At 57.1% G+C, this 23919-nt stretch carries 27 protein-coding genes and 3 pseudogenes; 21 read left to right on the top strand and 9 right to left on the bottom strand.

Translation table 11 applies throughout. The annotated features are described in order from the left end of the window. Position 1 precedes the first annotated feature (1 nt). From ACFVTJ_RS24550 to ACFVTJ_RS24580, 7 genes are read left to right on the top strand one after another with little or no spacing between them, the layout of a single operon-like run. Positions 2-1165 (top strand): M20 family metallopeptidase, encoded by a 1164-nt coding sequence (locus ACFVTJ_RS24550; protein ID WP_386911139.1) that lies wholly within the window; start codon positions 2-4, stop codon positions 1163-1165. Further along, the gene (locus tag ACFVTJ_RS24555; RefSeq protein ID WP_386911140.1) at positions 1162-2259 is read left to right on the top strand and encodes a mandelate racemase/muconate lactonizing enzyme family protein; all 1098 of its coding nucleotides are present in this window, start codon (positions 1162-1164) and stop codon (positions 2257-2259) included. The genes ACFVTJ_RS24550 and ACFVTJ_RS24555 overlap by 4 nt, the downstream gene beginning before the upstream one ends. Next, entirely contained in the window at positions 2256-3425 is a 1170-nt protein-coding gene (locus ACFVTJ_RS24560) for a M24 family metallopeptidase (protein WP_386911141.1), read from the top strand. The genes ACFVTJ_RS24555 and ACFVTJ_RS24560 overlap by 4 nt, the downstream gene beginning before the upstream one ends. 26 nt (positions 3426-3451) lie before the next feature. Further along, positions 3452-4657: a gamma-glutamyl-gamma-aminobutyrate hydrolase family protein gene (locus tag ACFVTJ_RS24565; RefSeq protein ID WP_386911142.1), complete on the top strand. Its 1206-nt coding sequence runs from the start codon at positions 3452-3454 to the stop codon at positions 4655-4657. A 36-nt stretch (positions 4658-4693) separates the two neighbouring features. Beyond that, entirely contained in the window at positions 4694-5107 is a 414-nt protein-coding gene (locus ACFVTJ_RS24570) for a VOC family protein (protein ID WP_207591561.1), read from the top strand. A 31-nt stretch (positions 5108-5138) separates the two neighbouring features. Further along, positions 5139-6074, top strand: a complete 936-nt coding sequence (locus ACFVTJ_RS24575) for a 2-hydroxyacid dehydrogenase (protein ID WP_386911143.1) — start codon at positions 5139-5141, stop codon at positions 6072-6074. 51 nt (positions 6075-6125) lie between these two features. Beyond that, entirely contained in the window at positions 6126-6998 is an 873-nt protein-coding gene (locus ACFVTJ_RS24580) for a D-amino-acid transaminase (RefSeq protein WP_386911144.1), read from the top strand. A gap of 196 nt (positions 6999-7194) precedes the next feature. On the opposite strand, the gene ACFVTJ_RS24585 is transcribed toward ACFVTJ_RS24580, so the two are convergent. Together ACFVTJ_RS24585 and ACFVTJ_RS24590 are read right to left on the bottom strand one after the other, a co-directional pair. Further along, a complete protein-coding gene (locus ACFVTJ_RS24585) occupies positions 7195-8010 on the bottom strand; it encodes a sugar phosphate isomerase/epimerase family protein (RefSeq protein ID WP_386911145.1) in 816 nt (271 codons plus the stop codon). Next, positions 8007-8738, bottom strand: a complete 732-nt coding sequence (locus ACFVTJ_RS24590; RefSeq protein ID WP_386911146.1) for a GntR family transcriptional regulator — start codon at positions 8736-8738, stop codon at positions 8007-8009. Before ACFVTJ_RS24590 ends, ACFVTJ_RS24585 begins: the two co-directional genes overlap by 4 nt. Positions 8739-8983: 245 nt before the next feature. On the opposite strand from ACFVTJ_RS24590, the gene ACFVTJ_RS24595 reads away from it, so the two are divergent. The 4 genes from ACFVTJ_RS24595 to ACFVTJ_RS24610 are packed head-to-tail and all read left to right on the top strand — an operon-like array spanning position 8984 to position 12169. After that, a complete protein-coding gene (locus tag ACFVTJ_RS24595; protein WP_386911147.1) occupies positions 8984-9877 on the top strand; it encodes an intradiol ring-cleavage dioxygenase in 894 nt (297 codons plus the stop codon). Positions 9878-9896: 19 nt separating this feature from the next. Then, positions 9897-10679, top strand: coding sequence for a 2-oxo-hept-4-ene-1,7-dioate hydratase (hpaH, locus tag ACFVTJ_RS24600; protein ID WP_386911148.1), 783 nt, complete (start codon positions 9897-9899; stop codon positions 10677-10679). A 9-nt stretch (positions 10680-10688) separates the two neighbouring features. Beyond that, positions 10689-11459 (top strand): 4-hydroxy-2-oxoheptanedioate aldolase, encoded by a 771-nt coding sequence (gene hpaI, locus ACFVTJ_RS24605; RefSeq protein ID WP_386911149.1) that lies wholly within the window; start codon positions 10689-10691, stop codon positions 11457-11459. 2 nt (positions 11460-11461) lie between these two features. Next, positions 11462-12169, top strand: a complete 708-nt coding sequence (locus tag ACFVTJ_RS24610; RefSeq protein WP_386911174.1) for a transporter substrate-binding domain-containing protein — start codon at positions 11462-11464, stop codon at positions 12167-12169. Positions 12170-12171: 2 nt separating this feature from the next. Here the strand turns inward: ACFVTJ_RS24610 and ACFVTJ_RS24615 are convergent, their stop codons facing one another. Continuing rightward, the gene (locus ACFVTJ_RS24615) at positions 12172-12306 is read right to left on the bottom strand and encodes a hypothetical protein (protein WP_386911150.1); all 135 of its coding nucleotides are present in this window, start codon (positions 12304-12306) and stop codon (positions 12172-12174) included. 136 nt (positions 12307-12442) lie between these two features. Between ACFVTJ_RS24615 and ACFVTJ_RS24620 the strand changes: the two genes are divergently transcribed. From ACFVTJ_RS24620 to ACFVTJ_RS24645, 6 genes and pseudogenes are all read left to right on the top strand, one after another. Beyond that, complete coding sequence (locus tag ACFVTJ_RS24620) at positions 12443-13000, top strand: hypothetical protein (RefSeq protein ID WP_386911151.1); 558 nt, start codon at positions 12443-12445, stop codon at positions 12998-13000. Positions 13001-13026: 26 nt separating this feature from the next. Then, the gene (locus ACFVTJ_RS24625) at positions 13027-13557 is read left to right on the top strand and encodes a lipocalin family protein (protein WP_386911152.1); all 531 of its coding nucleotides are present in this window, start codon (positions 13027-13029) and stop codon (positions 13555-13557) included. Positions 13558-13576: 19 nt separating this feature from the next. Next, positions 13577-14275, top strand: a complete 699-nt coding sequence (locus ACFVTJ_RS24630; protein WP_386911153.1) for an SDR family NAD(P)-dependent oxidoreductase — start codon at positions 13577-13579, stop codon at positions 14273-14275. 530 nt (positions 14276-14805) lie between these two features. Further along, positions 14806-16689 carry an ABC transporter ATP-binding protein gene (locus ACFVTJ_RS24635; protein WP_386911154.1) on the top strand — a complete coding sequence of 628 codons (1884 nt, stop codon included), beginning with the start codon at positions 14806-14808 and terminating at the stop codon, positions 16687-16689. 35 nt (positions 16690-16724) lie between these two features. Continuing rightward, positions 16725-17117, top strand: coding sequence for a hypothetical protein (locus tag ACFVTJ_RS24640; protein ID WP_386911155.1), 393 nt, complete (start codon positions 16725-16727; stop codon positions 17115-17117). Between the two features lie 45 nt (positions 17118-17162). After that, positions 17163-17582: pseudogene (locus ACFVTJ_RS24645) on the top strand (type IV secretory system conjugative DNA transfer family protein); the annotation flags it as partial. A gap of 54 nt (positions 17583-17636) precedes the next feature. On the opposite strand, the gene ACFVTJ_RS24650 reads toward ACFVTJ_RS24645, so the two are convergent. The 4 genes and pseudogenes from ACFVTJ_RS24650 to ACFVTJ_RS24665 form a co-directional block, all read right to left on the bottom strand. Beyond that, on the bottom strand, positions 17637-17765 hold the full coding sequence (locus ACFVTJ_RS24650) for a hypothetical protein (protein ID WP_386911156.1): 129 nt from the start codon (positions 17763-17765) through the stop codon (positions 17637-17639). A 715-nt stretch (positions 17766-18480) separates the two neighbouring features. Next, positions 18481-18621 (bottom strand): hypothetical protein, encoded by a 141-nt coding sequence (locus ACFVTJ_RS24655; RefSeq protein ID WP_386911157.1) that lies wholly within the window; start codon positions 18619-18621, stop codon positions 18481-18483. 259 nt (positions 18622-18880) lie between these two features. Continuing rightward, positions 18881-19264: pseudogene (locus ACFVTJ_RS24660) on the bottom strand (ester cyclase). A gap of 70 nt (positions 19265-19334) precedes the next feature. Continuing rightward, positions 19335-19631: pseudogene (locus ACFVTJ_RS24665) on the bottom strand (histidine phosphatase family protein); the annotation flags it as partial. Between the two features lie 2 nt (positions 19632-19633). Between ACFVTJ_RS24665 and ACFVTJ_RS24670 the strand changes: the two are divergent. Beyond that, on the top strand, positions 19634-20131 hold the full coding sequence (locus ACFVTJ_RS24670) for a hypothetical protein (protein ID WP_386911158.1): 498 nt from the start codon (positions 19634-19636) through the stop codon (positions 20129-20131). Positions 20132-20233: 102 nt separating this feature from the next. On the opposite strand, the gene ACFVTJ_RS24675 is transcribed toward ACFVTJ_RS24670, so the two are convergent. Next, positions 20234-20362 (bottom strand): hypothetical protein, encoded by a 129-nt coding sequence (locus tag ACFVTJ_RS24675; RefSeq protein ID WP_386911159.1) that lies wholly within the window; start codon positions 20360-20362, stop codon positions 20234-20236. Positions 20363-20486: 124 nt separating this feature from the next. Beyond that, complete coding sequence (locus tag ACFVTJ_RS24680; RefSeq protein WP_386911160.1) at positions 20487-20807, bottom strand: hypothetical protein; 321 nt, start codon at positions 20805-20807, stop codon at positions 20487-20489. 420 nt (positions 20808-21227) lie between these two features. Between ACFVTJ_RS24680 and ACFVTJ_RS24685 the strand changes: the two genes are divergently transcribed. The 3 genes from ACFVTJ_RS24685 (at position 21228) to ACFVTJ_RS24695 (ending at position 23898) form a co-directional block, all read left to right on the top strand. Continuing rightward, complete coding sequence (locus tag ACFVTJ_RS24685) at positions 21228-21500, top strand: helix-turn-helix domain-containing protein (RefSeq protein WP_386911161.1); 273 nt, start codon at positions 21228-21230, stop codon at positions 21498-21500. Further along, the gene (locus tag ACFVTJ_RS24690) at positions 21497-21820 is read left to right on the top strand and encodes a HipA N-terminal domain-containing protein (protein ID WP_386911162.1); all 324 of its coding nucleotides are present in this window, start codon (positions 21497-21499) and stop codon (positions 21818-21820) included. The genes ACFVTJ_RS24685 and ACFVTJ_RS24690 overlap by 4 nt, the downstream gene beginning before the upstream one ends. A gap of 392 nt (positions 21821-22212) precedes the next feature. Continuing rightward, entirely contained in the window at positions 22213-23898 is a 1686-nt protein-coding gene (locus tag ACFVTJ_RS24695; RefSeq protein WP_386911163.1) for an FAD/NAD(P)-binding protein, read from the top strand. Positions 23899-23919 lie beyond the last annotated feature (21 nt).

Consider the following 23919-nt stretch of genomic DNA (forward strand, 5'->3'; position numbering starts at 1 on the left):
CATGACCAATAAGCCAGACATCGCACGCATGAAGCGCGAACTTGCGGAAATCATCGCCATCCGCAGCGAAAACCCGCCGGGCGGAGAGGGGGATGTCGCCATCTATGTCGAGCGACTGCTGAAGGAGGAGGGCTTCTCGGTATCTCTCACCGAATACAAGCCGGGACGCTTCAACGTTGAAGCGAGGCTGGAGAACGGCCCAGGTCCTGTCTTCGCCTTCAATACGCATATGGACACGGTGCCTGCGGGCGATGGTTGGACCTCCGACGCGTTCACGCTACGGGAGGAGGATGGCAAGCTCTTCGGTCGCGGCGCCTGCGACTGCAAGGGGCCGCTAATCGCCATGATCGAAGCGATGCGCATGCTGGTGGCAGACCGCGCCACCTGGTCGGGCACGCTTCTCGGCGTTTTCGTCGGTGACGAGGAGATCGCAAGTGAGGGTGCCAAATATTACGCCGCGACAAAACCGAAGATCGATTTCGCGGTAGTCGGCGAGCCGACGTCCAATACGACCTATTCGGCCCATAAGGGCAGCCTTCGCCCTGTCGTGCGCGTTCATGGCGTTACCGCGCACTCAGGCACACCGCATCTTGGCGACAACGCCATCTACCGCGCCGGCCAGCTTCTGACCTTGATAGACGCCTATCACAATGAGGTCGTGCGCAAGCGGACGCATCCGCTTGTCGGCGAAGCGAGTTTGACGGTCACGCGCATTTCCGGTGGCCATGCGGACAACGTGCTTCCCGGCTCCTGCGATCTGCTGCTCGATCGACGTATGGTGCCGGGAGAAGACGAGGATGCGGTCAAGCAGGAGTTTGCAGCACTGCTGAAGGACGCTCAAGATCGTTTCGGCGTGAAAGCTGAGATCGTGGATTACAAGGCGACAACCGGTAGCGCCACGGAAACGGCCGCCGATCACCCCGTTGTTCTTGCGAGTCTGACTTCCTGCAAGGAGAATGGCACAGCCGATCCCGGCCCCTTCGGGTTCCAGGGCGGATGTGATCTCGTTCACTTTCGCGCGCTCGGAGCCCAGGGAACGGTCATCGGACCGGGCAGCCTGTCCGTTGCTCATAAGGCGGACGAATTTGTGCCGCTGGACGAATTCATCACCTGTAGCGTCATCTATCGCGATGTTGCGAGAAAGATGCTGCGGCCAAACCCATGAAAGCCTCCCTTCACAGAGCACAGCTGCGATATGGCGGCGGGCTTCTCCTTCACACAGCGTCCTCTGGCCCGGTCGACGGGCTCGACACGCTCTATCTCATGCTTGAGCATGGCCCGCACACGGGTATCGGCGAAGTCCGCATCAATATTGCATACCTCAATCGCATCAGCCCGGAGCTATGCCTTGAAAAGACCTTGAGTTTTTTGGGTGACGTTGACTGGTCGCTGGAACCGGCAGCGATGCAGGCCGAACTGGCATTGCAGAAGGGTGTCATTGCGCCGGTTCGCATGCTCGTCGATATCGCTCTCCACGATCTGATCGCGCGGGAAAGCGGCGTGACGGTCTCAACCATGCTTGGCGGCGGTGCCGCTTCGGTCGTGCGTTATCACACCAACCAGACCCTGTTCATATCCTCGACCGAACGGTTTTTGGCGCAGGCCGACGCCTATGTCGCGCGCGGTTTTTGCGATCTGAAAGTCCGCGTCGGCGGCGGTGACTTCGCCGAGGACGTGGCACGCATTGCAGCGCTACGTCTCCGGTTTGGCGACGCCGTCAAGCTGGCGATCGACGCCAACGGGTCGTGGGGCGAGGCGGAAGCAGTTGAAAATTTGCGGGTGTTGACGCGTTTCGGGCTCTCCTATGTCGAGCAGCCGGTTGCCCTCGGTGATTGGGACATGCTGAACCGTCTCGCCGAGGCAAGCCCTCTGCCGCTGATGCTTGACGAAAGTGTCGCCACATCGGCGGATATGGACGCCATCGTGGCTGCCGGAGGCCGGCTTTGGGCACACCTCAAGCTCGTCAAACTCGGCGGTATCGCCGCCAGCTTTGCCGCAGCAAAGCGGCTTGCGGAGGCAAACATTCCCTTCATGGTCGGGCAGATGAACGAGGGCGCGGTCGCGACGGCGGCCGCACTGCATCTGAGTTGTGCGACCGGCCCCCGCTTCGCCGAACTCTATGGCGCGGATGGGCTGGAGAACGATGCTGCGAGCGGACTGGTCTACCGGGATGGCGGCGTCGAAGGCCCTGCTCACGCCGGTTTGGGTTTGGAATTCGATGCGTCGAAGGCGCATCTCGTCAAGGAGTTTGAAGCATGAACATTCCCAGCGATATCATCCAGGGACAGGAATCCGCTTTTCCGAGGGAAGAATATGCGCGCCGTCAGGCGCTCGCCCGTGAAGGGCTTGCAGCCGCTGGCCTCGACGCGCTTGTGGTCACCGGGCCGGAAAACATCTTTTATCTGACAGGGCAGCAGACACCCGGTTATTACACGTTCCAGGCGTTGATCCTGCCTGCGGATGGCGATCCGGTATTCCTGATCCGTCAGCTCGAATATTTCAACTTCATCGCCAACACCTTCATTTCGGATGCCGTCGTCTATCAGGATGGTGAGGACCCAATCGGCCTCTTGGTGAAGCTGATTGAGAACCGTGGCCTCGCCTCCAAGCGCATTGCCATCGACAAGCGTGGCTGGTTCCTGCCAATCGCCGTTTATGAGGCTCTACAGGCGCGCCTTGGCGCGATCGGAGATGGCGCCGGCGTCATCGAAAAATTTCGTGCCGTCAAGTCGCCGCTGGAAGTGGCAAAGCTCGAGAAGGCCGCAGCCTATGTGGATGAGGGCATGCGCGCAGGCCTTGCGGCCGTTGGCGTCGGCGCCACCGAGAACGATCTTGTTGCCGCAATGATGGGCTCTGCCATCGCTGCCGGTTCTGAATATCTCGGCATGGAGCCGCTTGTGTCGGTCGGCCCGCGCACCGGCGTGCCGCATGGCACCTGGCGGCGCCGGGCGATTGCGGCAGGCGATCCGGCATTTCTTGAAATGGCGGCCTGCCACGACCGTTACCACGCGGCGCTGATGCGCTCCGCCTGGATCGGCGAACCGCCCAAGGAAGCTGCCGACATGATGAAGGTCTGCCAGGAGGCGCTGCAGGTCTCGCTTGATGCCATTCGTCCGGGCGAGGCCTGCGAAGTACCGCATATCGCCTGCCAGAAGGTAATAGACCGCGCCGGCTATACCGAAAACTTCAAGAAGCGCCTGGGATACAGCGTCGGCATTTCCTTTGCGCCGGATTGGGGCGAGGGGGCAATCCTCAGTCTCAATGCCGGTGTTAAAACCGAGCTGCAACCTGGCATGACCTTCCACCTGCCGCCGGCGCTTCGCATCTATGGCCGGTTCACGGTGGGCGTCAGCGAAACGATCGTCATCACCGAGACAGGTTATCGCGCGCTCGGCACAATCGATCGCGATCTGCTGATCGTCTGAAGCAAAGAGATTGAACGGAGCTGAAGATGGGTCTGATCCTTGTCCAACATGACACCGACAGTCCTGCTCTTTACGGAGCGGTGGCTGCAGCGGTTGCCGTGAGCCGCAATTGTGGCTTCATGCACATCGCAGCCCATTTCGATACCGCCTGCCATGCGGATGCAGAACAGCACGTGGTGGCAACAGGTGGGCTTGCGGCAAGCGGTCTTTGCTGGTTCGAGCGGCTGTCGGGAAAGCCGGTCTCGCCGCCCGCGACGGTTGGAGAGGTACTCGATGCGGCTCGCCTCGCAGACGTTGTTGTCCCGGTTCATCCAGCTTTTATGGCCCAGCCAGATGCCGCAAGGATGCTTGCGGAAAGCGCAAATGAAGTGATCAACGTTGTCGAGCGTGAGGATCATTTCATCGACGGGGAGACCGACGTCGTGCTTGCCTGGCGCGATCGCTTCGGTCGCGTCGATCTGAAACAGGCCGAGGCCGCGCACGCCGCCGCAGTGAAGATCGCATTGGTGGGCGCCGAAAGTGATCATTTCGGCGTCTATCCGGCGGCATTGGCAAGCCTTGCCGACGCGGCGGACAGTCTTTCTGCTGCTGTCGATATAGACTTCATCGATCCGGTCGATTTCCGGGACGCCGATGCCGGCAAGACGCTTCAACCCTATGCCGGTATTCTTCTACCGGGTGGATCGGACATGAAAAATGTGGCCGGACAGACAGCGGTGGCGGCATTTGCACTCGACAACGCCGTCCCGATCGTCGGCCTCTGCCTCGGTATGCAGACCATGGCAACCGCCGTGGCCTGGAAGGCATTCGGCCGGGAAAATGCCAATCTCGCTGAGGCTGATCCCGATGCCGATATCAAGACGTTCCGCGCCATGGCTGGAGAGAAAACAGCCGATGGCGGCCTGCTGCCCGAACACCGCACGGGCGATCAGATGACACAGCCGATGCCGGGAACGCGGCTGGCGGCGCTGATCGGTGCGGATACGTCCATTCGGTGCAATCACCGTTTCCGGCTCAATCCGGAACTGGTGGAAGCGATGCAAATGCGCGGGTTGCGGGTGGCCGCCCGAGGCGTAGATGGCGCTGTCGTCGATGCAATTGAGGTGATCGACCATCCGTTCTATATCGGGATGCAGGGCCACCCCGAATTATCGTCCCGCACCGGCGCTCCCCATCCCTTGATCGTCGCCTTTCTTCAGGCGGCGCTTATCAGACAGTCACCGGCAGTCTAATCGTCGTTACTCAACCAAAAAAGACAGGAAACACTCATGCGCTCTCTTTTCCATCTCGCTTATCACGTCAACGATCTCGATGAGACCCGCCGTTTCTACGGCGACGTTCTGGGCTGCCAGGAAGGGCGCAGCACGGAGACATGGGTGGATTTCGACTTTTTCGGTCATCAGATTTCCATGCATCTCGGCAAGCCGTTTGAAACGACGCGCACCGGCAAGGTCGGAAATCACATGGTGATGATGCCGCATCTCGGCGTTGTGCTTGAGCTTGATGCCTGGCTGGCGCTTGCCAAACGCCTCGAGGATGCCGGCGTTGCCTTCGACATACCGCCGGTGGTGCGCTTTGAAGGTGAGCCCGGCGAGCAGCGCACGATGTTCTTCTTCGATCCAAGCGGAAATCCGATAGAAGTCAAAGGGTTCAAGGACTTCGACAGCGTTTTTGCCCACTAGGTTTATTGTCAGAAGAAGAGGAGTCCGCCCGATGATCGCGCTTGTGACGCGTATGACCGCTGACGTGGAACAGCTCTGGCTGGCTGCACTTTCACAAAATCTGCCGGGTGAAACGATTGTCCCGTTTCGGCAGCTCGATGAGGATGCACGGCAGAAGGTCGACATCGCAATCGTCGCCGATCCCGACCCAGCCGATATTGCACAGCTGCCGGGGTTGAAGTGGATTCACAGCGTCTGGGCCGGCGTCGAACGCCTGGTCGGCGAACTTGGCGAAAGCCGGTTGCCGATCGTGCGCCTCGTTGATCCGCAGCTCAGTCGCACAATGGCTGAAGCCGTGCTGGCTTGGACCTATTATCTGTTCCGTGACATGCCAGCCTATGCGAAGTTCCAGCGTGAGCATGTCTGGCACCAGCTCGCCTATCGCCGGCCTGAGCAGGTTACAATAGGCCTCCTGGGTCTAGGTGCGCTCGGAGCAGCCTCCGCGTCACGCCTGAAAGAGGCGGGGTTCAGCGTGATCGGCTGGAGCCGCTCGGCAAAGTCGCTTTCCGGTGTCGAGACCTTCCATGGGGAAGAGGGGCTGAATCGCCTTCTGAGCCGTACGGACATCCTTGTCTGCCTGCTGCCGCTCACCAGCGAAACGAAGGGATTGTTGAACCGTGACCGGCTTTCCAAATTGCCTGGGGATGCCTCCCTGATCAATTTCGCCCGTGGTCCGGTCGTCGTTGATGGAGACCTGATCGAGGCGCTTGATTCCTGCGCCCTGAAACATGCGGTTCTCGATGTTTTCGATATCGAGCCGCTGCCTGCCGACAACGCCTTGTGGGATCATCCCGGCATTACGGTTTTGCCGCACATCTCTGCGCCGACAGACCGGGAGACTGCAGCCGCCATCGTCGCTGGCAATATCCTGACCTATCGCAGCACGGGCGCACTTCCAACCACCGTCGATCTGGAGCGTGGCTATTGAACTTGGCCGCGCCACATCCCGATAATCAAACGTATCTTCTTTTGGAACGGAATGAACATGACCTCCCCTGAACGTACCGTCTATGTGGACGGACATTATTGCCTCGAATCTGAAGGCAAGGTTTCGATCTTCGACCGTGGTTACCTCTTTGCCGACGCCATCTATGAAGTGACCTGCGTTATCGGCGGCAAGCTTGTCGATTTCGACGGCCACATGGCTCGGCTTGCACGATCGCTGAAGGAACTGGACATGCCTGCGCCAATGAGCCCACAGGAATTGCTGGCCATCCATCGCAAGCTGGTCATCGATAACAACGTTGATGAGGGACTGATCTACATGCAGATCTCGCGCGGCGTCGCAGATCGCGATTTCAATTTCCCACCAAAAGACACGCGGCCGGTGGTGGTGATGTTCACCCAGTCCCGCCCGGTTCTGGAGAGCCCGCTTGCCAAGCGTGGCCTCAAGGTCATCACTCTCCCCGATATCCGTTGGGGCCGCCGTGACATCAAGACCGTGCAGCTTCTCTATCCTTCGATGGCGAAGAACGCCGCCCATGAAGCGGGCGCTGACGATGCCTGGCTCGTGCAGGACGGGTTCGTAACGGAAGCATCTTCTGCCAATGCCTACATCGTTACCGCAGACGACATGATCGTGACGCGCGCATTGTCCTCAGACATCCTGCACGGCATCACCCGCGCAGCCGTTCTTGGATTTGCCCAAGAAGCGGGCTACGCGTTGGAAGAGCGCCCGTTTACCGTCGCAGAAGCGCTCCAAGCGAAAGAGGCCTTCATCACCTCAGCCACTTCCTTTGTCACCTCGGTTCTTTCGATTGACGGTGAAACGATTGGCGATGGCGCAATCGGCCCGGTCAGCAGCCGGCTTCGCGAAATCTATCTTGAAAAAGCGGTTGGTGCTCGCATCTAATTCTAGTTTCTGCTCACTTTTTCCGGAGTTGCGGAGAGGGGCAGGCAACTTCTCCGAAAAGCGGGGCTTACCAGTCAATCGAAAACCAAGGGCGGCGGGCTAAGCGCAATGATGAATTGCGCCGTCGTTCACGCGCTGAAAAATGGCATTAAAGAGTGTCAATGCGCTAATATTCGATGCTTGAACACAGGTTATCCTAGGCCACTGACTGCAGGAGACTTCGCGTCTTTAAATTCAGGTCTCTCAGATGTGCCAGCGGAGCTCCATCCCCAACAAGCGGAACCTCCACTGATATCGCGGCCTTACCGTCGAGCTTCATAATCATGTCCTTGAGGGCAAGGATGCCGTCGCCCGGAGCAAGCCGTCCTGCTCGTGCTTCATTCACCATATCCTCGGGCCTTGAGGGGGCAGGGCCTGTCACGTCGCAGAGCTGCAGGTGATGCACGATGTCCGTATCGATTTCACTGATGCTCCCACCGTTTCGGAAAAAGTGGATGGCATCCACCAAAGAACCTGCATTGCCCTGCTTGCAGGCTTTCACCAGTTCGGCGCTTCGTGCATATGTATTGATGGTGCGCCAGCCCATATTCTCGATATCGACCGCCATGTCGTAGCGTGCGGCAAGCTGGCAAATTGCGACGAGGTTGCCAATCAAGCGTTGATGGTCGTTATCGTCTCCACAGGCGCTCAAACGCTTGGCTCCGATATCGGCCGCAGCAGCGACAATATGTTCAACTGATGCCGCGTTAAAATCGGGTCCAAGAATAAAGAATTCGATATCGAAGACTTTAATGCCTTCGCCGTCGAGTACGGACCGAAATTCCGATGCGGCCTGACTTCCTTGAGGCAATTCGTAAAATGGCGCGCCGGGAAAGGCGGGGTGAAGGCGGAGCCCGACCGAGTTGAAACCGGCGGCGGCTGCCTGCTTCGCGAACTGCGCGGGCGGCAGTTGGATCGCGGAAAAGTGCGCTACACCGATTGGAACGTCTTTTAAGTTCGATACATCTTTCATCGCACGACCCCCATCCGCTCGAGATGCCCTAGCAGGTTGGTGCCGGTGCGATGGATGTGCTGGCGGAGTTTTTCTGTGGCGTAGTCCAGGTCTCTCGCGACCGCGCCCTGCGCGATCTCGCTATGTTCCTGACTAACGTTTCTATCGCCCGACGTCTGCGTCAGGAATATTCTGCGGTAGCGGTCGTTAAGGTTGAGGAGCGTCTTGCAGAATTGCAGCAAAAGCGGCTTTCCGCATCCTGAAATCAAGGTTAGGTGAAAGTCGCGATGGATCGCCTCCCAGTGCTCCAAAGTCTCTGGTCTGCTGGCATCCCTTTCTGCGCGGTTGAGCTTGTGGAGCACACGCATGACACTGCCTTCCCACTCCGCATCACCGATCCGGATGGATTCTCTCAGAGCGAAGACCTCGAGCTCTTCGCGTAGGGTGGTGATCTCCTCGAGGTTGGTCAGCGAAACCGGCGAGACGCGATAACCGCGATTATCCTCGAACTCAACGAGACCATCGGAGATCAGCCGGGCAAGAGCTTCGCGCAGAGGGCTGAGGCTGACGTTGAAAGACTGCCGGGCCTTGTCGAGATTGATCTTGCTGCCAGCTTCAAGTTCGCCCGAAATGATTGCTTCCCGCAGTCGGAAGGCCAACTGGCTGCCGATCGTGTTTTTGCCGTCATCGGAAAAACCAACGTTTCCAGCCTGCTCGTTCAACAAATTTGGGGCCTCAGCCTGCGTCATGGAACCTCCGAAGCGCGCGTGTCTGCCATCGTTGACGATTACGATAAACGATTATTTTGTCAACGATGATCGATGCCTTCTCAGAAATCATCGGAGACCTCGAAAAATATTAGCCATCTATGCCGAAGAATCCTCGACCTGAAGAGGTTATCCGACTTTTACAAGAGGCTTTTGTGTTGGAGCCGTCCAAGACGCCTTGACTAATAATCGATTATTTTGCATCGATGTTGGTGTGGAGGTGATCAATGGTAATCAAGACTGAAAGCGATGTAACGCCTGCTGTGCTTGCCGTAATGGGGCAGACATCCGATCCCAGGGCGAGGGAGATCCTGACCGCGCTGGTGAAGCATCTTCATGCTTTTGTGCGCGAGGTTCGTTTGACCGAAGTCGAATTTCGCGAGGCGACTGCCATACTGAACGAGATCGGCCAGCTGCAGACGGACAGCCACAACGAGTTCGTTTTGATGTCCGGTTCGCTCGGAGTGTCATCTCTCGTCTGTCTTCTCAATAACGGTGACAGCGGGCAGACCGAGACCTCGCAATCGCTACTTGGCCCGTTCTGGCGACTTAATTCTCCCCGGGTCGAGAATGGCGGGACCATCATCCGATCCGATACTCCCGGTACGCCTCTTTTCGTCAGGGCCCGCGTCATCGACCGTGATGGTCATCCTGTTTCAGGCGCCGAGGTCGATGTCTGGCATGCGTCTCCGGTTGGTCTCTATGAGAACCAGGACCCCGATCAGGCGGAGATGAATCTCCGCGGCAAGTTCACGACCGATGAAGAAGGACGGTTCTGGTTCAGGACCGTTAAGATGGTCGGTTATCCGATCCCGGTGAACGGCGTCGTGGGGCGTCTTCTCAAGGCTCAGGGTCGGCATCCCTATCGTCCGGCGCATCTGCACGCGCTGATTTTCAAGCACGGTTACAAAACGCTGATCTCGCAGGTCTTTGATCCGAGCGATCCTCATATCGAGTCCGATGTGCAATTCGGTGTGACCGCGGCGCTGACAGGTGATTTCGTCCGCCATGAAGAACCACATCCCACCGATAAGGACGTTCAGGGCCCGTGGTTCTCGCTCGACTACACCTATGTGATGGAGCCGGGCGAAGCCGTCTTGCCGCGTCCCCCGATCAAATAAGTTATTACGGAGCCCAACCATGATTACCGAGGAACTGCGCCAAGCCGCGGCAGATGCCATATTAAAGGCAGAGACAGATCGAAAGCCGATCGTCCAGCCGAGCAAAACCTATCCTGACCTCGACCTGGAGGATGCCTACCGCATCCAAGCGCTCTGGGCGCAGTCGCGTGTCTCTCGCGGCGCTCGCATCATCGGACATAAGATCGGCCTGACGTCGCGCGCCATGCAGATGGCGTCGAAGATGACCGAACCCGACTATGGCGTCATCCTGGACGATGCGCTCTACAACGACGGCGCGCAAATCAAGTCCGACCTGTTCATCAAGCCGCGTCTCGAGGTCGAGCTGGCATTCATCATGGGCGAGGACCTCAAGGGCGCTGGCACCCGGATCTACGACGTGATGCGGGCGACGGAGTTTATCGTACCGGCCCTCGAGATCATAGACTATCGAACCGAGGTTCCGCGTGCCATTACCGATACGATCGCTGACAATGCCGCCTTCGGAGCAATCGTCGTCGGCGGGCGCGTTATCCGGCCCATGGATATTGACATCCGCTGGGTTGGGGCAACGCTTTCAAAAAACGGAATCATTGAAGAGTCGGGCGTTTCGGCGGCTATCATGGGTCACCCTGCTGCTGGCGTCGCCTGGCTGGTCAACAAATTGCATGCCGTTGGCGGTGGCTTGAAGAAGGGGCAAATCGTCCTTGCGGGTTCGTTTACCCGGCCGGTGGATATCCTGAAGGGCGATGTCATCCAGGCTGACTATGGTCCTATTGGCTCAATCGGTGTTTCTTTCGTGTGAGGTTGAAAAATGGAACTTCCCGTCAATCAGTTTAAAGCGAAGCTGCGCGCCGGCAAAAGCCAGATCGGACTATGGTGCGGGCTTCCAGGAAGCTACGCGGCAGAGATCGTCGCGCCGGCTGGTTTCGACTGGCTTCTCTTCGATACAGAGCATTCCCCCAGCGACGTACTCACGGTACTCCCTCAGTTGCAGGCAGTAGCGCCCTATCAGGTATCGCCAGTCGTGCGGCCGGCGGTCAACGATCCGGTTTTGATCAAGCGTTTTCTCGATATCGGTGTCCAGACGCTTCTAATCCCCTATGTTCAGAATGCCGAAGAAGCCAAAGCCGCTGTGGCGGCAACCCGATATCCTCCCGAGGGTATTCGCGGCGTCTCGGCTCTGACACGCGCCACGCGCTTTGGTCGGGTTGCGAACTACGCACGAAACGCAGCGCAGGAGCTGTGTGTTCTTGTTCAGGTTGAAACGCGCGAAGCGATGGCGCACGTCGAAGCCATCGCGTCGGTCGAAGGGGTTGATGGTGTCTTCATCGGCCCGGCTGATCTAGCGGCGAGCTTTGGATATCCGGGCCAGCCTGGTCACCCCGAAGTGGTCGAAGCGATCGAGAAAATGATCGGTCAATTAAAGCGCCTCGGTGTTCCCGCTGGGATACTCACGCCTGATGAGACCTTTGCATCACGGTGCATCGAACTTGGAACACTATTCACCGCTGTTGGTATCGACGTCGCTCTGCTGGCGCGGGGTGCAGAGAAGCTGGCCAGCCGGTTTTCGAAAGCGACGTGAAGATGTCGCGTCGTCCGATCGATATCGGTGAGATCGCGCCGACGGGATCGATCCGCGCGGCGGTGAACATTGCGAATGCTGCGCTCGTTCGCGTGGACGAGAGAACCGGCGCGCTGATTGGTCCCAGTATCGATCTTGCAAACTCACTGGCGGCAGAGCTTGGCTGCCAGCTTGCACTCAGACCATACCCATCGGCTGCCGCGATACTGGCGGCAGCCGACCAGGATGATTGGGATATTGCCTTCATTGCGGCCGACCCATCGCGCACGGACCGCTTTGAATTCTCGCCGCCGTACGCGTTTGTCACCGCAACCTATCTTGTTCCAGAACAGTCGCATATTTATGCGGTCGCGGAAGTCGATATTCCCGGCTGCCGCATCTCGGCGGCACGGGAAGCAGCATATACCAAGCAGCTTGAAAAGCTCCTTAAGCATGCCGCGATCGTTTATGCGGACAGCCCAGCCGCAGCGATCGAACTCCTGAAAAATGGGACATGCGATGCTGCCGCGGGGTTGAAGGATTCCCTCCAGGTCGCCGCAGCGCAAAGTGAGCGTTTACGCATGTTGGAGGACACGTTCCTCGAAATTCCGCAAACTATTGCCATGCGGAAGGGCGCGAAAGCTGCACTGTTCGTGTCAGAATTTGTGAGCGAGTATGTCAAAGCTCTCTCGTCCGATTGCCTTCATGGAAGGGATTGTGACGGCAGTTAACCTTAGACTTTGCCGTTCTTCCTACGGCTTCGGGAGCAGATCAGACTGACCGCAACCGTATAGCCGCGCTCCGTGATCAGACGCACCGCGTCACGCTCATATTCTTCGCTGAAATTCGATTTGCTCACGATGCTCATCTTGCCTCAAAACCAGGATAGGAAGCGTCTTCAAATCTAAGGCCATTCAGCCTTTTATCGAGTGAATGAAACCAAATCAGTATCTTCTTCGTATCTAGGCCGGGCCTTGCTGGGCGCTAACGGAGAAGACGGCCTGATGGAGCTTGAAAGAGACGATAGGCGGACGGGCGTGGCCGTAACAGATGACCTGACGAAGGCGACCCTGACCGTTGCCTGGGTTATCATCCTGAACAAGCCGTTTTATCCGCTCTACGTCTGGTATCTCGTTGATGCCGGTGCCGCTAAGGCATCGCTCGTTACGCTGCTTTCGGTGCCATTTTTCCTTGGAATTCCGCTTTTGGCAAAGAAATCCCATCTGGCTGCGCGCCTGGCGCTTCCTGTCGTGGGGACGCTTGATACACTGTTTGAAACGGCGATATTCGGCCACCCGTCCGGCACCGAATTTTTCTTTGCGGCCTGCATCATGCTGGCGACCGTCTCGTTCTTTGCTGACGAGAAACCCTGGCAATACGCGACGGCAATTCTCGTCTTTATCGCGTTCGTTTGCTCGCGCACGTTTCTGGGCGCGGCGCTGCAATCCTGGTCGGCAGATGACCTTGCAACGCTTCTCAATCTGAATGCGTTCTCTGCCGCCAGCCTCATGGCCTTTATCGCGCTTCGATATGCCGGCTTATCAAGGCGAACTGAACCCTGAACCCGATTGATCGATAGGAGGAGTTTATGCAGAAAAATCGTAAGCGCATCATCGGCACACTGACATTCTCGCTGTTTCTATTAACGGGCTCGCTCGCCGCGGCGGGCCCAAAGCCCGTTGCCATTGATGCCGATCACTATCGGGGCACATGGCTGGAAATCGGCCGCATGCCGATGCTTCTGACGGACGGATGCGTCGCCGGCTATTCCACCTACCGGCAGGGTAAATCGGCGGATGAAGTGCTGGTCGAAGATGGCTGCCGCGAAGGCACGCCGCAGGGCAAGTTGAAGACCATCAACGGCGTTGGAAAGATCGAGGACTTTGCGTCTACCAAGGCGAAGATGCGGGTTCGTTACCCGCTTCTGATCACGTTCAATTACTGGGTGCTCTACAAATCGCCTGACAAGTCCTGGTTCATCAGTGCCAATCCATCCACTGACGATGTCTGGGTTTATGCCCGCAACGTTCCTTCCAAGGCGAAGCTCGAAAGGATGATGATGAAAGTGCGTGAGCTGGGCTATGATGTCAAAAAGCTCGAATTTCCCGCCCAGAAATAGCCACTGACGGAGCGTGCCGATGAAGTCCCTTGAAAACGGCTATCGAGCCATCGTCATCGGTGCGTCCGGCGGTATTGGCGCAGCACTGCTTGCGCGCCTCGATGCCGATCCCCGGTGCGCGCTCGCCCTGCCTCTGTCTCGCAGCCGCGACGGTCTCGACATCACCGATGAGCAGACGGTGCGTGAAGCCGCTGCCCGTCTGGAGGACCAGCGCGGTTCATTCGATCTGATCTTCAACGCAACGGGTGCTTTGGTGATCGAAGGTGCCGGGCCGGAAAAGTCGATAAGGGCGATCGACGCCGATCACATGGCGAAACAATTTTCGGTCAATGCAATAGGGCCTGCACTGCTACTGAAATATTTTTCTCCGCTTTTGCGACGGGATAAGCGAAGCGTCTTTGCCTCTCTGTCTGCGCGTGTTGGCTCGATTGGCGATAACCGGCTGGGCGGGTGGATCTCCTATCGTGCCGCGAAGGCCGCTCAAAATCAGATCATTCGAACCGCCGCGATAGAAATTGCCCGCACTAACCCTCAAGCCATCATCGTCGCGCTGCATCCCGGGACAGTCGATACGAAACTGTCTCATCCTTTTTCTAAGGGCAGAGACCGGTTCACCCCCGATCAATCGGCTGTGCGCCTTTTGGAAACGATCGACGGTCTCGACCAGAGCCAGACAGGTCAATTTTTTGCCTATGATGGCTCAACTATAGAATGGTGAGTTCTGGGGTACATAGTCCTGCCGCTTGCACCAGCAACGCGACGAGACGACACGACGGTAAGTTTGGAATAGGACGACTTTCTGCCTTGCAGCCTAGTGAACTCGGCCTTTTTCCTAACTTGCAAATTTATTACCGCTGGTGCCTCAGCTACGTGACCCCTGAGGTAAACCTTTAGGATGCGAATCCCTGTTCACACGCCGTGAATAGACCTGCGATACGTCCGCTTGACAGTGCAATTTGCAGGTTACCGGTTGATATCTATTGAAGAGCAGGGCTCGGCGCAGGTGTGTTTCAGGGTCCAACGGACTGTCGGGCGTAAGATGCATTTGTCAGCGTGACATCCGCTTCGCGCGTTGTCACAAACCGCGGCTGTACTAAGCTCCTTCGCTGGGTCGACAGCTATTCCCAACCACGAGCTCCAATCCCAAAAATCACAGCCGGTAATTGAGATTGAACGCCATGCATGGTTCCATGCCGGACGCGTAGCTGATTCCTCCCCGTCGAAGCCAAATTACGATCCGAGAGGCCCATGTCGATTTCAGATACGATTTTTCGCCCTTTCGAAATGCTGATACGGCCGCTCGACATTCCCTTTCGGCCACTGCCGTCGAAAGGCCCTGTCGCGGTGCTACTGCATTTCATCGGGATGTTTCGGGGCGTCCTTATTGCTCTTGCCCTGTCGTCCATGGCGGTTGAGGCTATCAACCTGTCGATCATCTGGGGACTGTCCGTTATCGTCGATGGCGTGACGGCGCAGGGAGCAGACGCTTTTCTGCGCAATGAGTGGCCACTGCTGACCGTGCTTGGGCTGTTGATTTTCCCAGCGATGCCGATAGCGTCGTTTCTTCTCAACACACTCACCTCGCACACGCTTGGCATCGCGATGCCGGCGGCCATCCAGTGGCAGGGTCACAAGGCGGTGGAGCGGCAGGATCTGGCGTTTTTCCATGAGCTTTATGCGGGGCAGGTCGCCTCGCGTCTTTCGCAGGTCTCGTCGGCCGTTCAGCAGCAGATCATCAATGCATTCCAGACAGGACCGCGTTTCCTGCTGCAAATGATCGGCTCTCTTGCGCTTCTTGCCGCCTTGTCCTGGCAGCTGGCGCTGCCGGTGTTCATCTGGATCGTGCTCAATGTCGTTCTCGCCGTTAAACTTGCCCCGGTCTTCACGGAGCGGTCACGGCGCTCGGCGAAACAAAAGAGCCTTGTCTCGGGGGCGATCACCGATCTTTACAGCAACATGCAGATGATCAAGCAATTTGCAGCCGAAGACAGCGAGGCGGGCGCAATTCGCCGCATTCTGAACAAGGCGGTGCAGACGCAGCACAGGGAGCAGCGTGTCTACCGCGCGTCCGAGCTGGTCGTGGTTGCGCTTAACATGGCGTTGTGGCTGGCGATCCTGTCTGTGGGGTTTTCCGGTCTGGTGAAGGGGTTCATCACGGTCGGAGAATTCGTCGGCGCGGTCTATATATTGCAGCGGCTGTCCGGGCACACATTCACCTTCCTGCAGATGGGCCAGCAGATATTTCAGGCGATCGGCACGATCAAGGACGCCATGCCTGTCATGACGACGCCGCCGACGATTACGGACAGATCCGACGCGGCGGAAATGAGCGTCTCGCATGGGAACATCGATTTCGACCACATCCGCTTTGCTTACAAGTCAGGCAGACCGGTGATAGATGATCTGTCGCTGACCGTGCGCGCCGGGGAGAAAGTCGGTCTTGTGGGTCTGTCGGGTGCGGGAAAAACGACGTTGGTCAATTTGCTTCTGCGCTTCTACGACATTCAGAGCGGAGCTATCCGCATCGACGGTCAGGATATTCGCGAGGTCACGCAGATGAGCCTGCGCCGCAATATCGGGGTGATTGCCCAGGAAGTGGCGCTGCTGCACCGGTCGGTAGGCGACAACATACGCTACGGTCGACCGGATGCGACGCAGGAGGAGGTGCAGCAGGTGGCGAAAGTGGCGAAGGCCGACGCCTTTATCGGCGATCTCGCCGACAGCGAAGGACGAAAAGGGTATCAGGCCTTTGTTGGAGACCGCGGCATCAAGCTTTCTGGCGGACAGCGACAACGGGTCGCCATTGCGCGGGTGCTGTTGAAAGACGCGCCTATCCTCATCCTCGACGAAGCCACCTCCGCGCTTGATAGCGAGTCCGAAGCCGCCATTCAGGAAAAGCTCAATCTGGTGATGGAGGGCAAGACGGTGATCGCCATCGCGCACCGCCTGTCGACCATTGCACGGATGGATCGCATCATCGTGTTGGATCATGGCCGGATTGTCGAAGAGGGAAGGCCAGAGGACTTGGTCGAGCAGGATGGATTGTTTGCGCGGCTCTGGAAACGCCAGATTGGCGGCTTCATTCCAGAAGATGAGGGAGTGACGTCGGAGGCGGTGGTGGACCGAAGCTGAGAGCCGAAAGCTTTATCATTTGCAAAGAGGTCACGATGAAAACCGACTGGAATTCGATCAGAGGCATGCTGAATGCAGCAATCGACGCCTGCGAACGCATTGAGGCGTTACGGTATGCCGAGACTGACCGGGAGGCCACGATCAATATCGGCGGACAAAAGGTCAGCCTCCATGATTTTCTGGTGACCGCGTGGACATACCCGGAGAAGCTCCGTTACCAGATCATACGCGAACGCCACGACATCGGCGTCGATCTCCCATACGTGCCGGAGGCAGCGCGCATTCTGTTGGCAATGTCCCAAGCTGCAATTGAATTGGTGGATGCTGGTGAAGTGACCCCGGCCAAACAAGATATCCAGCAGATGATCAAATGGTTTGATGAGGACTTGGTGCGTGGGAATGAAAGTGCCGTCGCTACTCAACGATAAGCAAGGTTGCAATGGACTGGGTGGCGTAAGTGAAGGAGAGGCGGGATTGCCGGATTGCTGCTCGAGATCGTTGCAGCGGAGCCTTTGAGTGGCAAGCACCTTGCGACACTTCGCGAGTATCTTACCCTTGCTCCAGAACAGTTTGCAGCGCTGCTGAAACGGATGCAGGACAGTGATGCGGCAATAGGTCTTGTCGCGCGCGCCGCAAACCGTCACCTCGGAAAATCCGATCGCGAAGCTGCAGGCGTTCTGTCGGCAGCCCAGCGCCATACGCATTTTCTTGATTCACCGCGCATGACGGCCGTCCTCAGCCGCTCGGATTTCCGGTTTGCCGATCTCAAGCGCAGCAACATGACGGTGTTCCTCGTTCTTCCGCCCGACCGCCTCTCCACCTATTCGCGCTGGCTGCGACTGCTTGTCTCGCCACTGCAACGGAATATGGTACGCGGTGATCCAGCCTGTCCTGAAGGGAACGCGCTCCCCATAGCGCCGAAGTGATCGGCAGGACGGGCGTGCGTCTTACTGTGAAGGAATAAAAGTGGAGGCGTGCTGCGTGTTTTCAACGACAACGACCATGAAAGCGTCCGCTGTATCGTTGGCGCGGCCCGGATCGGGATGGGCGAAACAGGCCGGAGCTGCTCTATTCACGGTTCTCTCGTGCTAGGCGAGACAGCCGATATTTTTAGGATCCCATATGATCCGTGTTAAGACATAGCGGGCTCTGGATCGATTGCGTATCTCATGGACTATGCCGTAAGCTCGCACATGAGCTGTGGGCCTCCTGGCGTTTGTGACACCCCGGGCATGATACTTTTTGGGCCGATGATCTAGCTGGGAATACCTGCGGCGTGTGTCGTAACAGGTGTTTTGACGCTAAAAATCTGGATCGATCTCCGCTCTACGAGGCGATGGCGACCTGGGATCCGAACGGAAAGGCGCAACGAACGGTTGGCGCACTGTCGTTAAAACCATGGGCGGAGCCTTGCAGATTAAGCATATCCTTGAGAGCTAATTGACAAAGTGAGTGGAAATCTCGATTGATCTCCACGTTTCATGGGAACGAGCAACGTTTTTCTAGCTCAAATACTTTCCCGAATATTGGCTACTCGTATTCTATTTATTTCATCAAGCATGCCGCTTCCAGCTATCTGGAGCGGCTTTTGATAGAGGCAAGCTAATGTTCTCATTGAGAAAAATCTAATGTAGAACCATTGGCGCGGATGTTCTCACATAGTTCGCCCGTTGTTCAGTGACAGTTATGAGGCCGACAATTCGCCGTGGAGGCGCCGCAACTGCTCGCCGCACTCGTCGCCTTCAGCCAGCAATGCAATGCGGGCTTGAGCGATGGACAGCAGGGGCACGCTCAGTGCCCCTTGGTCTCGCTATCTTTCTTCGCCTGATCGTAATGCCACTTGATCGCATAATACATGCCTATGCCGAGCACTATGATCTTGGCCGGGAAAAAGACGAAAGGAAACCAATCTACCCAAGAACCATCAGACATTTCGAGCGTTTCCATTCGGCTGTTTGGAATTGGCTATCTTCAAGGATAGCACTCGCTTGAAATGCTCCTTCAACAGCTCCATTACAAGATCGTCAGGCATGGTCTTTTTGACGCAGCCTGCGACAGTTCGCCCCCATGGCCATGGCCCGCACTTTTTCGGTGCGGAAGGCTGTTTGTGTTCTTGGTGACCACCGGAGCAGTCTCGCTTTAAAGATCGGGGATGTTCAATTTTCATTCTGTCCGAATGAACGGCGCGATCTCAGGCAAGCTGACGTTCGATCGCAGCCTTGTCGATGACCGACCAGACCCTGCGGATTTTTCTGTGCTCGAATTCGTAGAACACATGCTCGCAGAATTGAACGCGCCGGCCATTGACCGGAAGGTCCATGAAAGTGGATTTGGGGGTGCAATCGAACGAAAGACGGGCGGCAATCCGCGTCTCGTCGCTGACAAGGATATCTGCTTCAAATCGCAGGTTGGGAATGTCGGCAAAGTCCTTGACCAGCATGTCGCGATATCCTGCCAGGCCGAACGGTCGGCCGTTGTGTTCGACATTGTCGTCGACGAAGGTACGGAGGTCATCGAGGGCCTGGTGGTTAAGGCAGTCGAGTTAAGCGAGATAGATGTCGTTGAGTGTTTGCAAGTTGTCCTCCTCTACCGGCATGGTTTGTTCTGCCCGCAGTTCTGGAGTTACCGGAGCAAGATGGTGCAGGTCAAACTGCGATGAGCTCGCACCTGCCATTATCTAGCCGGTAAAATCCATCCTGCGGAACGGGCAGTTCGAGCATCTCCCGCTTTGAAAGTCCGAGAAACACGCCGCGAAGGATCCGCCCGAACAGACCATGGGAAATGGCGATTGTCGGATGGCGGATATCCGAGATCCATGAGGTCGCGCGCTTGCAGGCGTCATCAAAACTCTCTCCATCTGGCGCCCTGAAATACCAATCGAACGCGTTGGACCCGTCAAGATGGCCGGGAAACTCGTTGTCGATCTCAAATCGCGTCATCCCGAGTGCTGGAAGAAACCGGCGGTCGTCCTGCTGTGGTTATTACCGTCGACGATGGCGGGACGTCGTTCGGTACCGTATCCTCTTTCGAGGAGATCAGGGAACTGGCGCCGCGGATTGGCGCTGATGCTGCGGAAAGCGCACGTCTCGAGTTGCTGAGGCTGAGACGGAGATGGAATGCGGCCGACCGTCGTATCGGCTACAGCGCAAGCCTTGCGAAGGCGCAGGATCTTGCCCGGTTCGAGGGCATTGCCGGGCGTGTCCTGATTTCGCTGCAGCCCTATTACATCCACGATATCGCCGCCAAGCTTCATTGCATGCTGGTGATGTATGATCCGGAGCTACGCAAGCAAGAGACCCCCTGGCCGGAACTGCGCCGCATGCTGCGTGAACTGATCCAGCCTTACTGGTCTGTGATTGAGCCGCAGTCGCGTATCCGCCTGCTGCGGCCGAAGACGCGCGAAACACCGTTTCATGAGGAAAGGGGCAGGATCGCCGTGTAAGCGGCGTGAAGGGCTCGGTAGGGCGCGGCAACGGTCTTTGGTGAACAGGATCGTTGCCAGGCCTTCGGCGCCCTTCGACGGCGAGACAGAAGCACGCCCTGTCTATGCGGCAAGGCCCGTTACCAGATAGGCGGACGCCAGAAGCAGGGTGATTATTGTGAAGAATATCAGTCCTGCCGCCAGTTCATCGAACCGGCCGTCGCGTTCATTGCGGTCCCAGTCGTAAGCCAAAGCCAACCTCCATCGTTGCTGTGAGAGAAGGGTGGTCCGGTATGGTTAATGAAGTACTAATCTGCGCGGTGGGAAAGTTGTCGGTATGATTTGGCATTTGGCCTTCCGAAGAAGGCGCCGACCGTCAACCGGCAGGTCTGACGATGCTGATGTCGGTTTTGCTGTCGAGGACGATATGCAGGTCGCGGATCATGGCGGCCGCGAGCAGAAGAGCGTTTCGCACCTCTTCATCGCTGCGCCACCCGAGCTCGATGGAGAGGGCAACGGTTTGGATTTCGAGGAGACGGTCCCGACCGGGGCCGGGTGGAATGCCGATTGTTTCGCGCATGTCACGGATCGTTGTAACGGCCCGTTCGAGCATTCGTCGCCTCTGATAACCGTTTAGGTGGTCGAGCAGGTTGGCGTCACGGATGAGCTCGGCAATGAAACTGTTGGTCAGGGTCATGGTATGAGGTTGCCGGGACAGCCGATCGGCGTCAACAGAAGTCCGGCAGCGCGGCCTTTGGACTGCGGTTTTGGGGCGTTACTGTGATGCCAGTGCATCAGGGCAGAACGCGCGGTGAACAAGATTATGCCGCGACATTGTGATACATTATGGATAAATATCATCGATTTATGTGAGATTTATAATAAATAAAATTAAACTTATTGTAGGTGCCGGTGTAGTAATTTATCTGGCAATGGAGATGAAACAATAGTCTTCTCAAACGAAGAAATAGGCCCTTTCTCCTGGCGGGGGCAATCCCACACAGATTGCCGATCAGGATGATTTGGTGCGATCAAGTGAAAAACTTACCGAGCGGGAAGTGATGCGTCGGTTTTTTGAAAACTTCCTGTACGGTAAGTCAAGAGATGGAGGTTGACGATGTTCAGGTCCGCACGCGGTTTCGGAGCCGCTATCACAGAGAAACGTAAATCTCTTGGCTGGACGCAAACCGGGCTTGCTGCCCGTTCCGGAACGGGTGAACGCTTCATCGTCGAGCTTGAATCGGGCAAGCCGAGTTGCCAGCTCGAAAAAGCCCTGATCGTCGCGCGAACCGTCGGCATTGAGATCGCCGATCTCAAGACGGTCCAGACTGTGCCAGCTGCGCCGGACGATGACCTTGGCTTTTTGCCGATATTTGGTGTTGATCGATGACAACTATTTGCCATGAGACCTTGCCTGTCGCCCATCTCACTTTTGATGGGGAATGGACGTTGGACTATGATCCGGGCTGGGAAGCACGCCGCACGGCCTTTCCGGTGTCGCTCACCATGCCGCTGCGCTCCGGGTCCGTGAGTGCTGCGAAGCTGCTGCCCTGGCTTGCCAATCTGCTTCCGGAAACACATCTTGCCGAGATCGGCCAGCGCCTCAAGGTTTCTCCACAGGACATTGTCGGTCTGCTTGGTCATATCGGACGTGACACGGGGGGGGCGCTGTCGATCGGCGAACCGCGGAAAGCGGGTGTCAACCTTTAGCCCGTGCCGGATGAGCAGGCGCTGGAGCGTATTCTCGATGAACTTCCTGCCAAACCTTTTTTGGTCGGTGAGCGCAGTGTTTTCATGTCGCTTGCGGGCGTCCAGGAGAACTGCGTGCATGCCGCGACGTGAAGGGGAAGGAGCTTTATTCGAGATGTTTTTACCGCGAAGTGCTTTTTAGGAAGCAGTTCTACGATGACATCATGTTTCGTCACGCACATGTGCCAAAGCGATAATGAACCCGTTCATTACCGCGCGCGTCGGGCCGACCGAAAAACTTGTTTACGGGCATCTTTGTCACAGACCGTACGAAACGGAACGCTGCGGGAACGCGACGCCCGTATCGCCGTTATGACCTACTGCTGTAATAGATGGCATTGGAGTACGTGCGTATGGGCAGTCGAGTTTGCATCATTGGGTCAGGTCCCACCGGTATTTTCACACTTCAGCGTCTCGTTCAGTCTCCCGCACCACTCTCCATCACCGTTTACGAAGCCGAAATGCTGGCCGGAAAGGGGACGCCCTATCTTCCGGGCGCCAACGATCCGGTAATGCTGTCCAATATCCCCAGCATTGAAATACCGTCGATGCACTTGTCGCTGGTCGACTGGCTGTCCAGCCAAAGTGACGATTATCTGAGCCGCTTCTCCATTGTGCGATCTGGAATCAATGAGCGCGAATTCTATCCACGGCTCGTTCTGGGCGATTATTTTCACACACAATTCACAGCCATTGTGACAGACGCGAGGAACCGCGGGCATGAGGTCGATGTGTGCCCAGGCCATTTTGTCAGGGATATCGTTCTCGGTATTGATCAGATCCGCGTCAGCGTCGATACGAGTGATGGCAGTTTTGACGCCATTTTCGACCATGTCGTGATGGCGACAGGCCACAACTGGCCAGATAAAACCGAGGTGAGACCCGGTTATTTTGCGTCTCCATGGCCGGCGGCAGCTCTTAAGGCTGCCTGCCACGGTCGGCTTGGTATATTGGGAACGTCTCTGAGCGGCATCGATGCCCTGTTAACCGTCGCGGTATCGTGCGGTTCATTTATCCATGATGACGCGGGAATATTGCAGTTTCACGCTGCCACCGGCCACGAGAATTTCTCGGCCGTGATGATGTCGCGCAAGGGGTTGTTGCCGGAGGCTGACTTCTACGGCCCGCTTCCATATTCAATGCCAAATGTATGCACGCAGGAGGCCGTGGATCAGGAGATTGGACGAGGACCGGTTGGTCTGCTCGACAGGGTGTTTGAACTTTTTCGCCGTGAAATCGCGACTGCTGATCCCGACTACGCCTCTGAGATAGGCTTGCACAGCCTTACCGTCGATAGTTTCGCGGGAGCTTATTATGGGCGCCGGTCAGCCACTGATCCATTCGCCTGGGCAGCAGCGAACCTTGCGGAGGTTGAGCATAATGCCCGGGAACGTTTCACGGTACCCTGGCGCTACGCCATTTTGATAACACACGAAATTATCGCGCGGGCGATCCCACATTTGGACACACAGGATCTGGGCCGGTTCAACAAGTCGTTCAAAAGTGTTTTCATTGATGACTATGCGACAGTTCCGCATTTGTCGATCAAGCGTCTTCTTGCACTACGGAATGCCGGCCGGCTCGAGATTATGCGGCTCGGCGACGATTATTCCATCGATACTGATGGCCTTTCGCGCGGGGCGAGGGTGCGTATGAGGGATGCCGAAGAGATATTCGACAGCTTTATCGATGCCACTGGCCAGACTGCCCTCTCCGCCCGGGACCTGCCTTTCCCTTCGCTGCGGCGCGGGATTGTGAAACCAGCAATGACAGTGGAGTCCGTGACTCCGTTAGCTATTGAAGAGAACGACCCAATTGTCAGAAGAACCGGTGGTATAGCGGTGGACGAACGTTACCGTCCGCTCGATACGGGCCTGCTGTCGAACCGACTTTACTGTGTGGCCATTCCCTTTCTGTTGCACAAGCATCCGTTCGTTCAGGGCATAACAAGCGCAGCGGAACTGGGCGAGACCGCTGCGGAGGCCATTTTGGAAGACCTGAGCAAAACCGCATTTCCGTCGATACTTTTAACGGCCTGACAGTAGCACACGGGAAGTGAT

It is taken from the genome of Agrobacterium sp. NPDC058088 (assembly GCF_042885035.1).
GTDB lineage: Bacteria > Pseudomonadota > Alphaproteobacteria > Rhizobiales > Rhizobiaceae > Agrobacterium.

Excerpts from the sequence above, each read along its gene's own strand:
- ACFVTJ_RS24640 (WP_386911155.1), top strand. The coding sequence starts at position 16,725 with ATGAAAACCGACTGGAATTCGATCAGAGGCATGCTGAATGCAGCAATC.
- ACFVTJ_RS24655 (WP_386911157.1), bottom strand. The coding sequence starts at position 18,621 with ATGTCTGATGGTTCTTGGGTAGATTGGTTTCCTTTCGTCTTTTTCCCG.
- ACFVTJ_RS24560 (WP_386911141.1), top strand. The coding sequence starts at position 2,256 with ATGAACATTCCCAGCGATATCATCCAGGGACAGGAATCCGCTTTTCCG.
- ACFVTJ_RS24585 (WP_386911145.1), bottom strand. The coding sequence starts at position 8,010 with ATGAAAGATGTATCGAACTTAAAAGACGTTCCAATCGGTGTAGCGCAC.
- ACFVTJ_RS24595 (WP_386911147.1), top strand. The coding sequence starts at position 8,984 with ATGGTAATCAAGACTGAAAGCGATGTAACGCCTGCTGTGCTTGCCGTA.
- ACFVTJ_RS24690 (WP_386911162.1), top strand. The coding sequence starts at position 21,497 with ATGACAACTATTTGCCATGAGACCTTGCCTGTCGCCCATCTCACTTTT.
- ACFVTJ_RS24580 (WP_386911144.1), top strand. The coding sequence starts at position 6,126 with ATGAACATGACCTCCCCTGAACGTACCGTCTATGTGGACGGACATTAT.
- ACFVTJ_RS24695 (WP_386911163.1), top strand. The coding sequence starts at position 22,213 with ATGGGCAGTCGAGTTTGCATCATTGGGTCAGGTCCCACCGGTATTTTC.
- ACFVTJ_RS24550 (WP_386911139.1), top strand. The coding sequence starts at position 2 with ATGACCAATAAGCCAGACATCGCACGCATGAAGCGCGAACTTGCGGAA.
- ACFVTJ_RS24615 (WP_386911150.1), bottom strand. The coding sequence starts at position 12,306 with ATGAGCATCGTGAGCAAATCGAATTTCAGCGAAGAATATGAGCGTGAC.
- ACFVTJ_RS24685 (WP_386911161.1), top strand. The coding sequence starts at position 21,228 with ATGTTCAGGTCCGCACGCGGTTTCGGAGCCGCTATCACAGAGAAACGT.
- ACFVTJ_RS24635 (WP_386911154.1), top strand. The coding sequence starts at position 14,806 with ATGTCGATTTCAGATACGATTTTTCGCCCTTTCGAAATGCTGATACGG.
- ACFVTJ_RS24575 (WP_386911143.1), top strand. The coding sequence starts at position 5,139 with ATGATCGCGCTTGTGACGCGTATGACCGCTGACGTGGAACAGCTCTGG.
- ACFVTJ_RS24590 (WP_386911146.1), bottom strand. The coding sequence starts at position 8,738 with ATGACGCAGGCTGAGGCCCCAAATTTGTTGAACGAGCAGGCTGGAAAC.
- ACFVTJ_RS24620 (WP_386911151.1), top strand. The coding sequence starts at position 12,443 with ATGGAGCTTGAAAGAGACGATAGGCGGACGGGCGTGGCCGTAACAGAT.
- hpaH (WP_386911148.1), top strand. The coding sequence starts at position 9,897 with ATGATTACCGAGGAACTGCGCCAAGCCGCGGCAGATGCCATATTAAAG.
- ACFVTJ_RS24625 (WP_386911152.1), top strand. The coding sequence starts at position 13,027 with ATGCAGAAAAATCGTAAGCGCATCATCGGCACACTGACATTCTCGCTG.
- ACFVTJ_RS24555 (WP_386911140.1), top strand. The coding sequence starts at position 1,162 with ATGAAAGCCTCCCTTCACAGAGCACAGCTGCGATATGGCGGCGGGCTT.
- ACFVTJ_RS24570 (WP_207591561.1), top strand. The coding sequence starts at position 4,694 with ATGCGCTCTCTTTTCCATCTCGCTTATCACGTCAACGATCTCGATGAG.
- hpaI (WP_386911149.1), top strand. The coding sequence starts at position 10,689 with ATGGAACTTCCCGTCAATCAGTTTAAAGCGAAGCTGCGCGCCGGCAAA.
- ACFVTJ_RS24565 (WP_386911142.1), top strand. The coding sequence starts at position 3,452 with ATGGGTCTGATCCTTGTCCAACATGACACCGACAGTCCTGCTCTTTAC.
- ACFVTJ_RS24630 (WP_386911153.1), top strand. The coding sequence starts at position 13,577 with ATGAAGTCCCTTGAAAACGGCTATCGAGCCATCGTCATCGGTGCGTCC.
- ACFVTJ_RS24610 (WP_386911174.1), top strand. The coding sequence starts at position 11,462 with ATGTCGCGTCGTCCGATCGATATCGGTGAGATCGCGCCGACGGGATCG.
- ACFVTJ_RS24680 (WP_386911160.1), bottom strand. The coding sequence starts at position 20,807 with ATGACCCTGACCAACAGTTTCATTGCCGAGCTCATCCGTGACGCCAAC.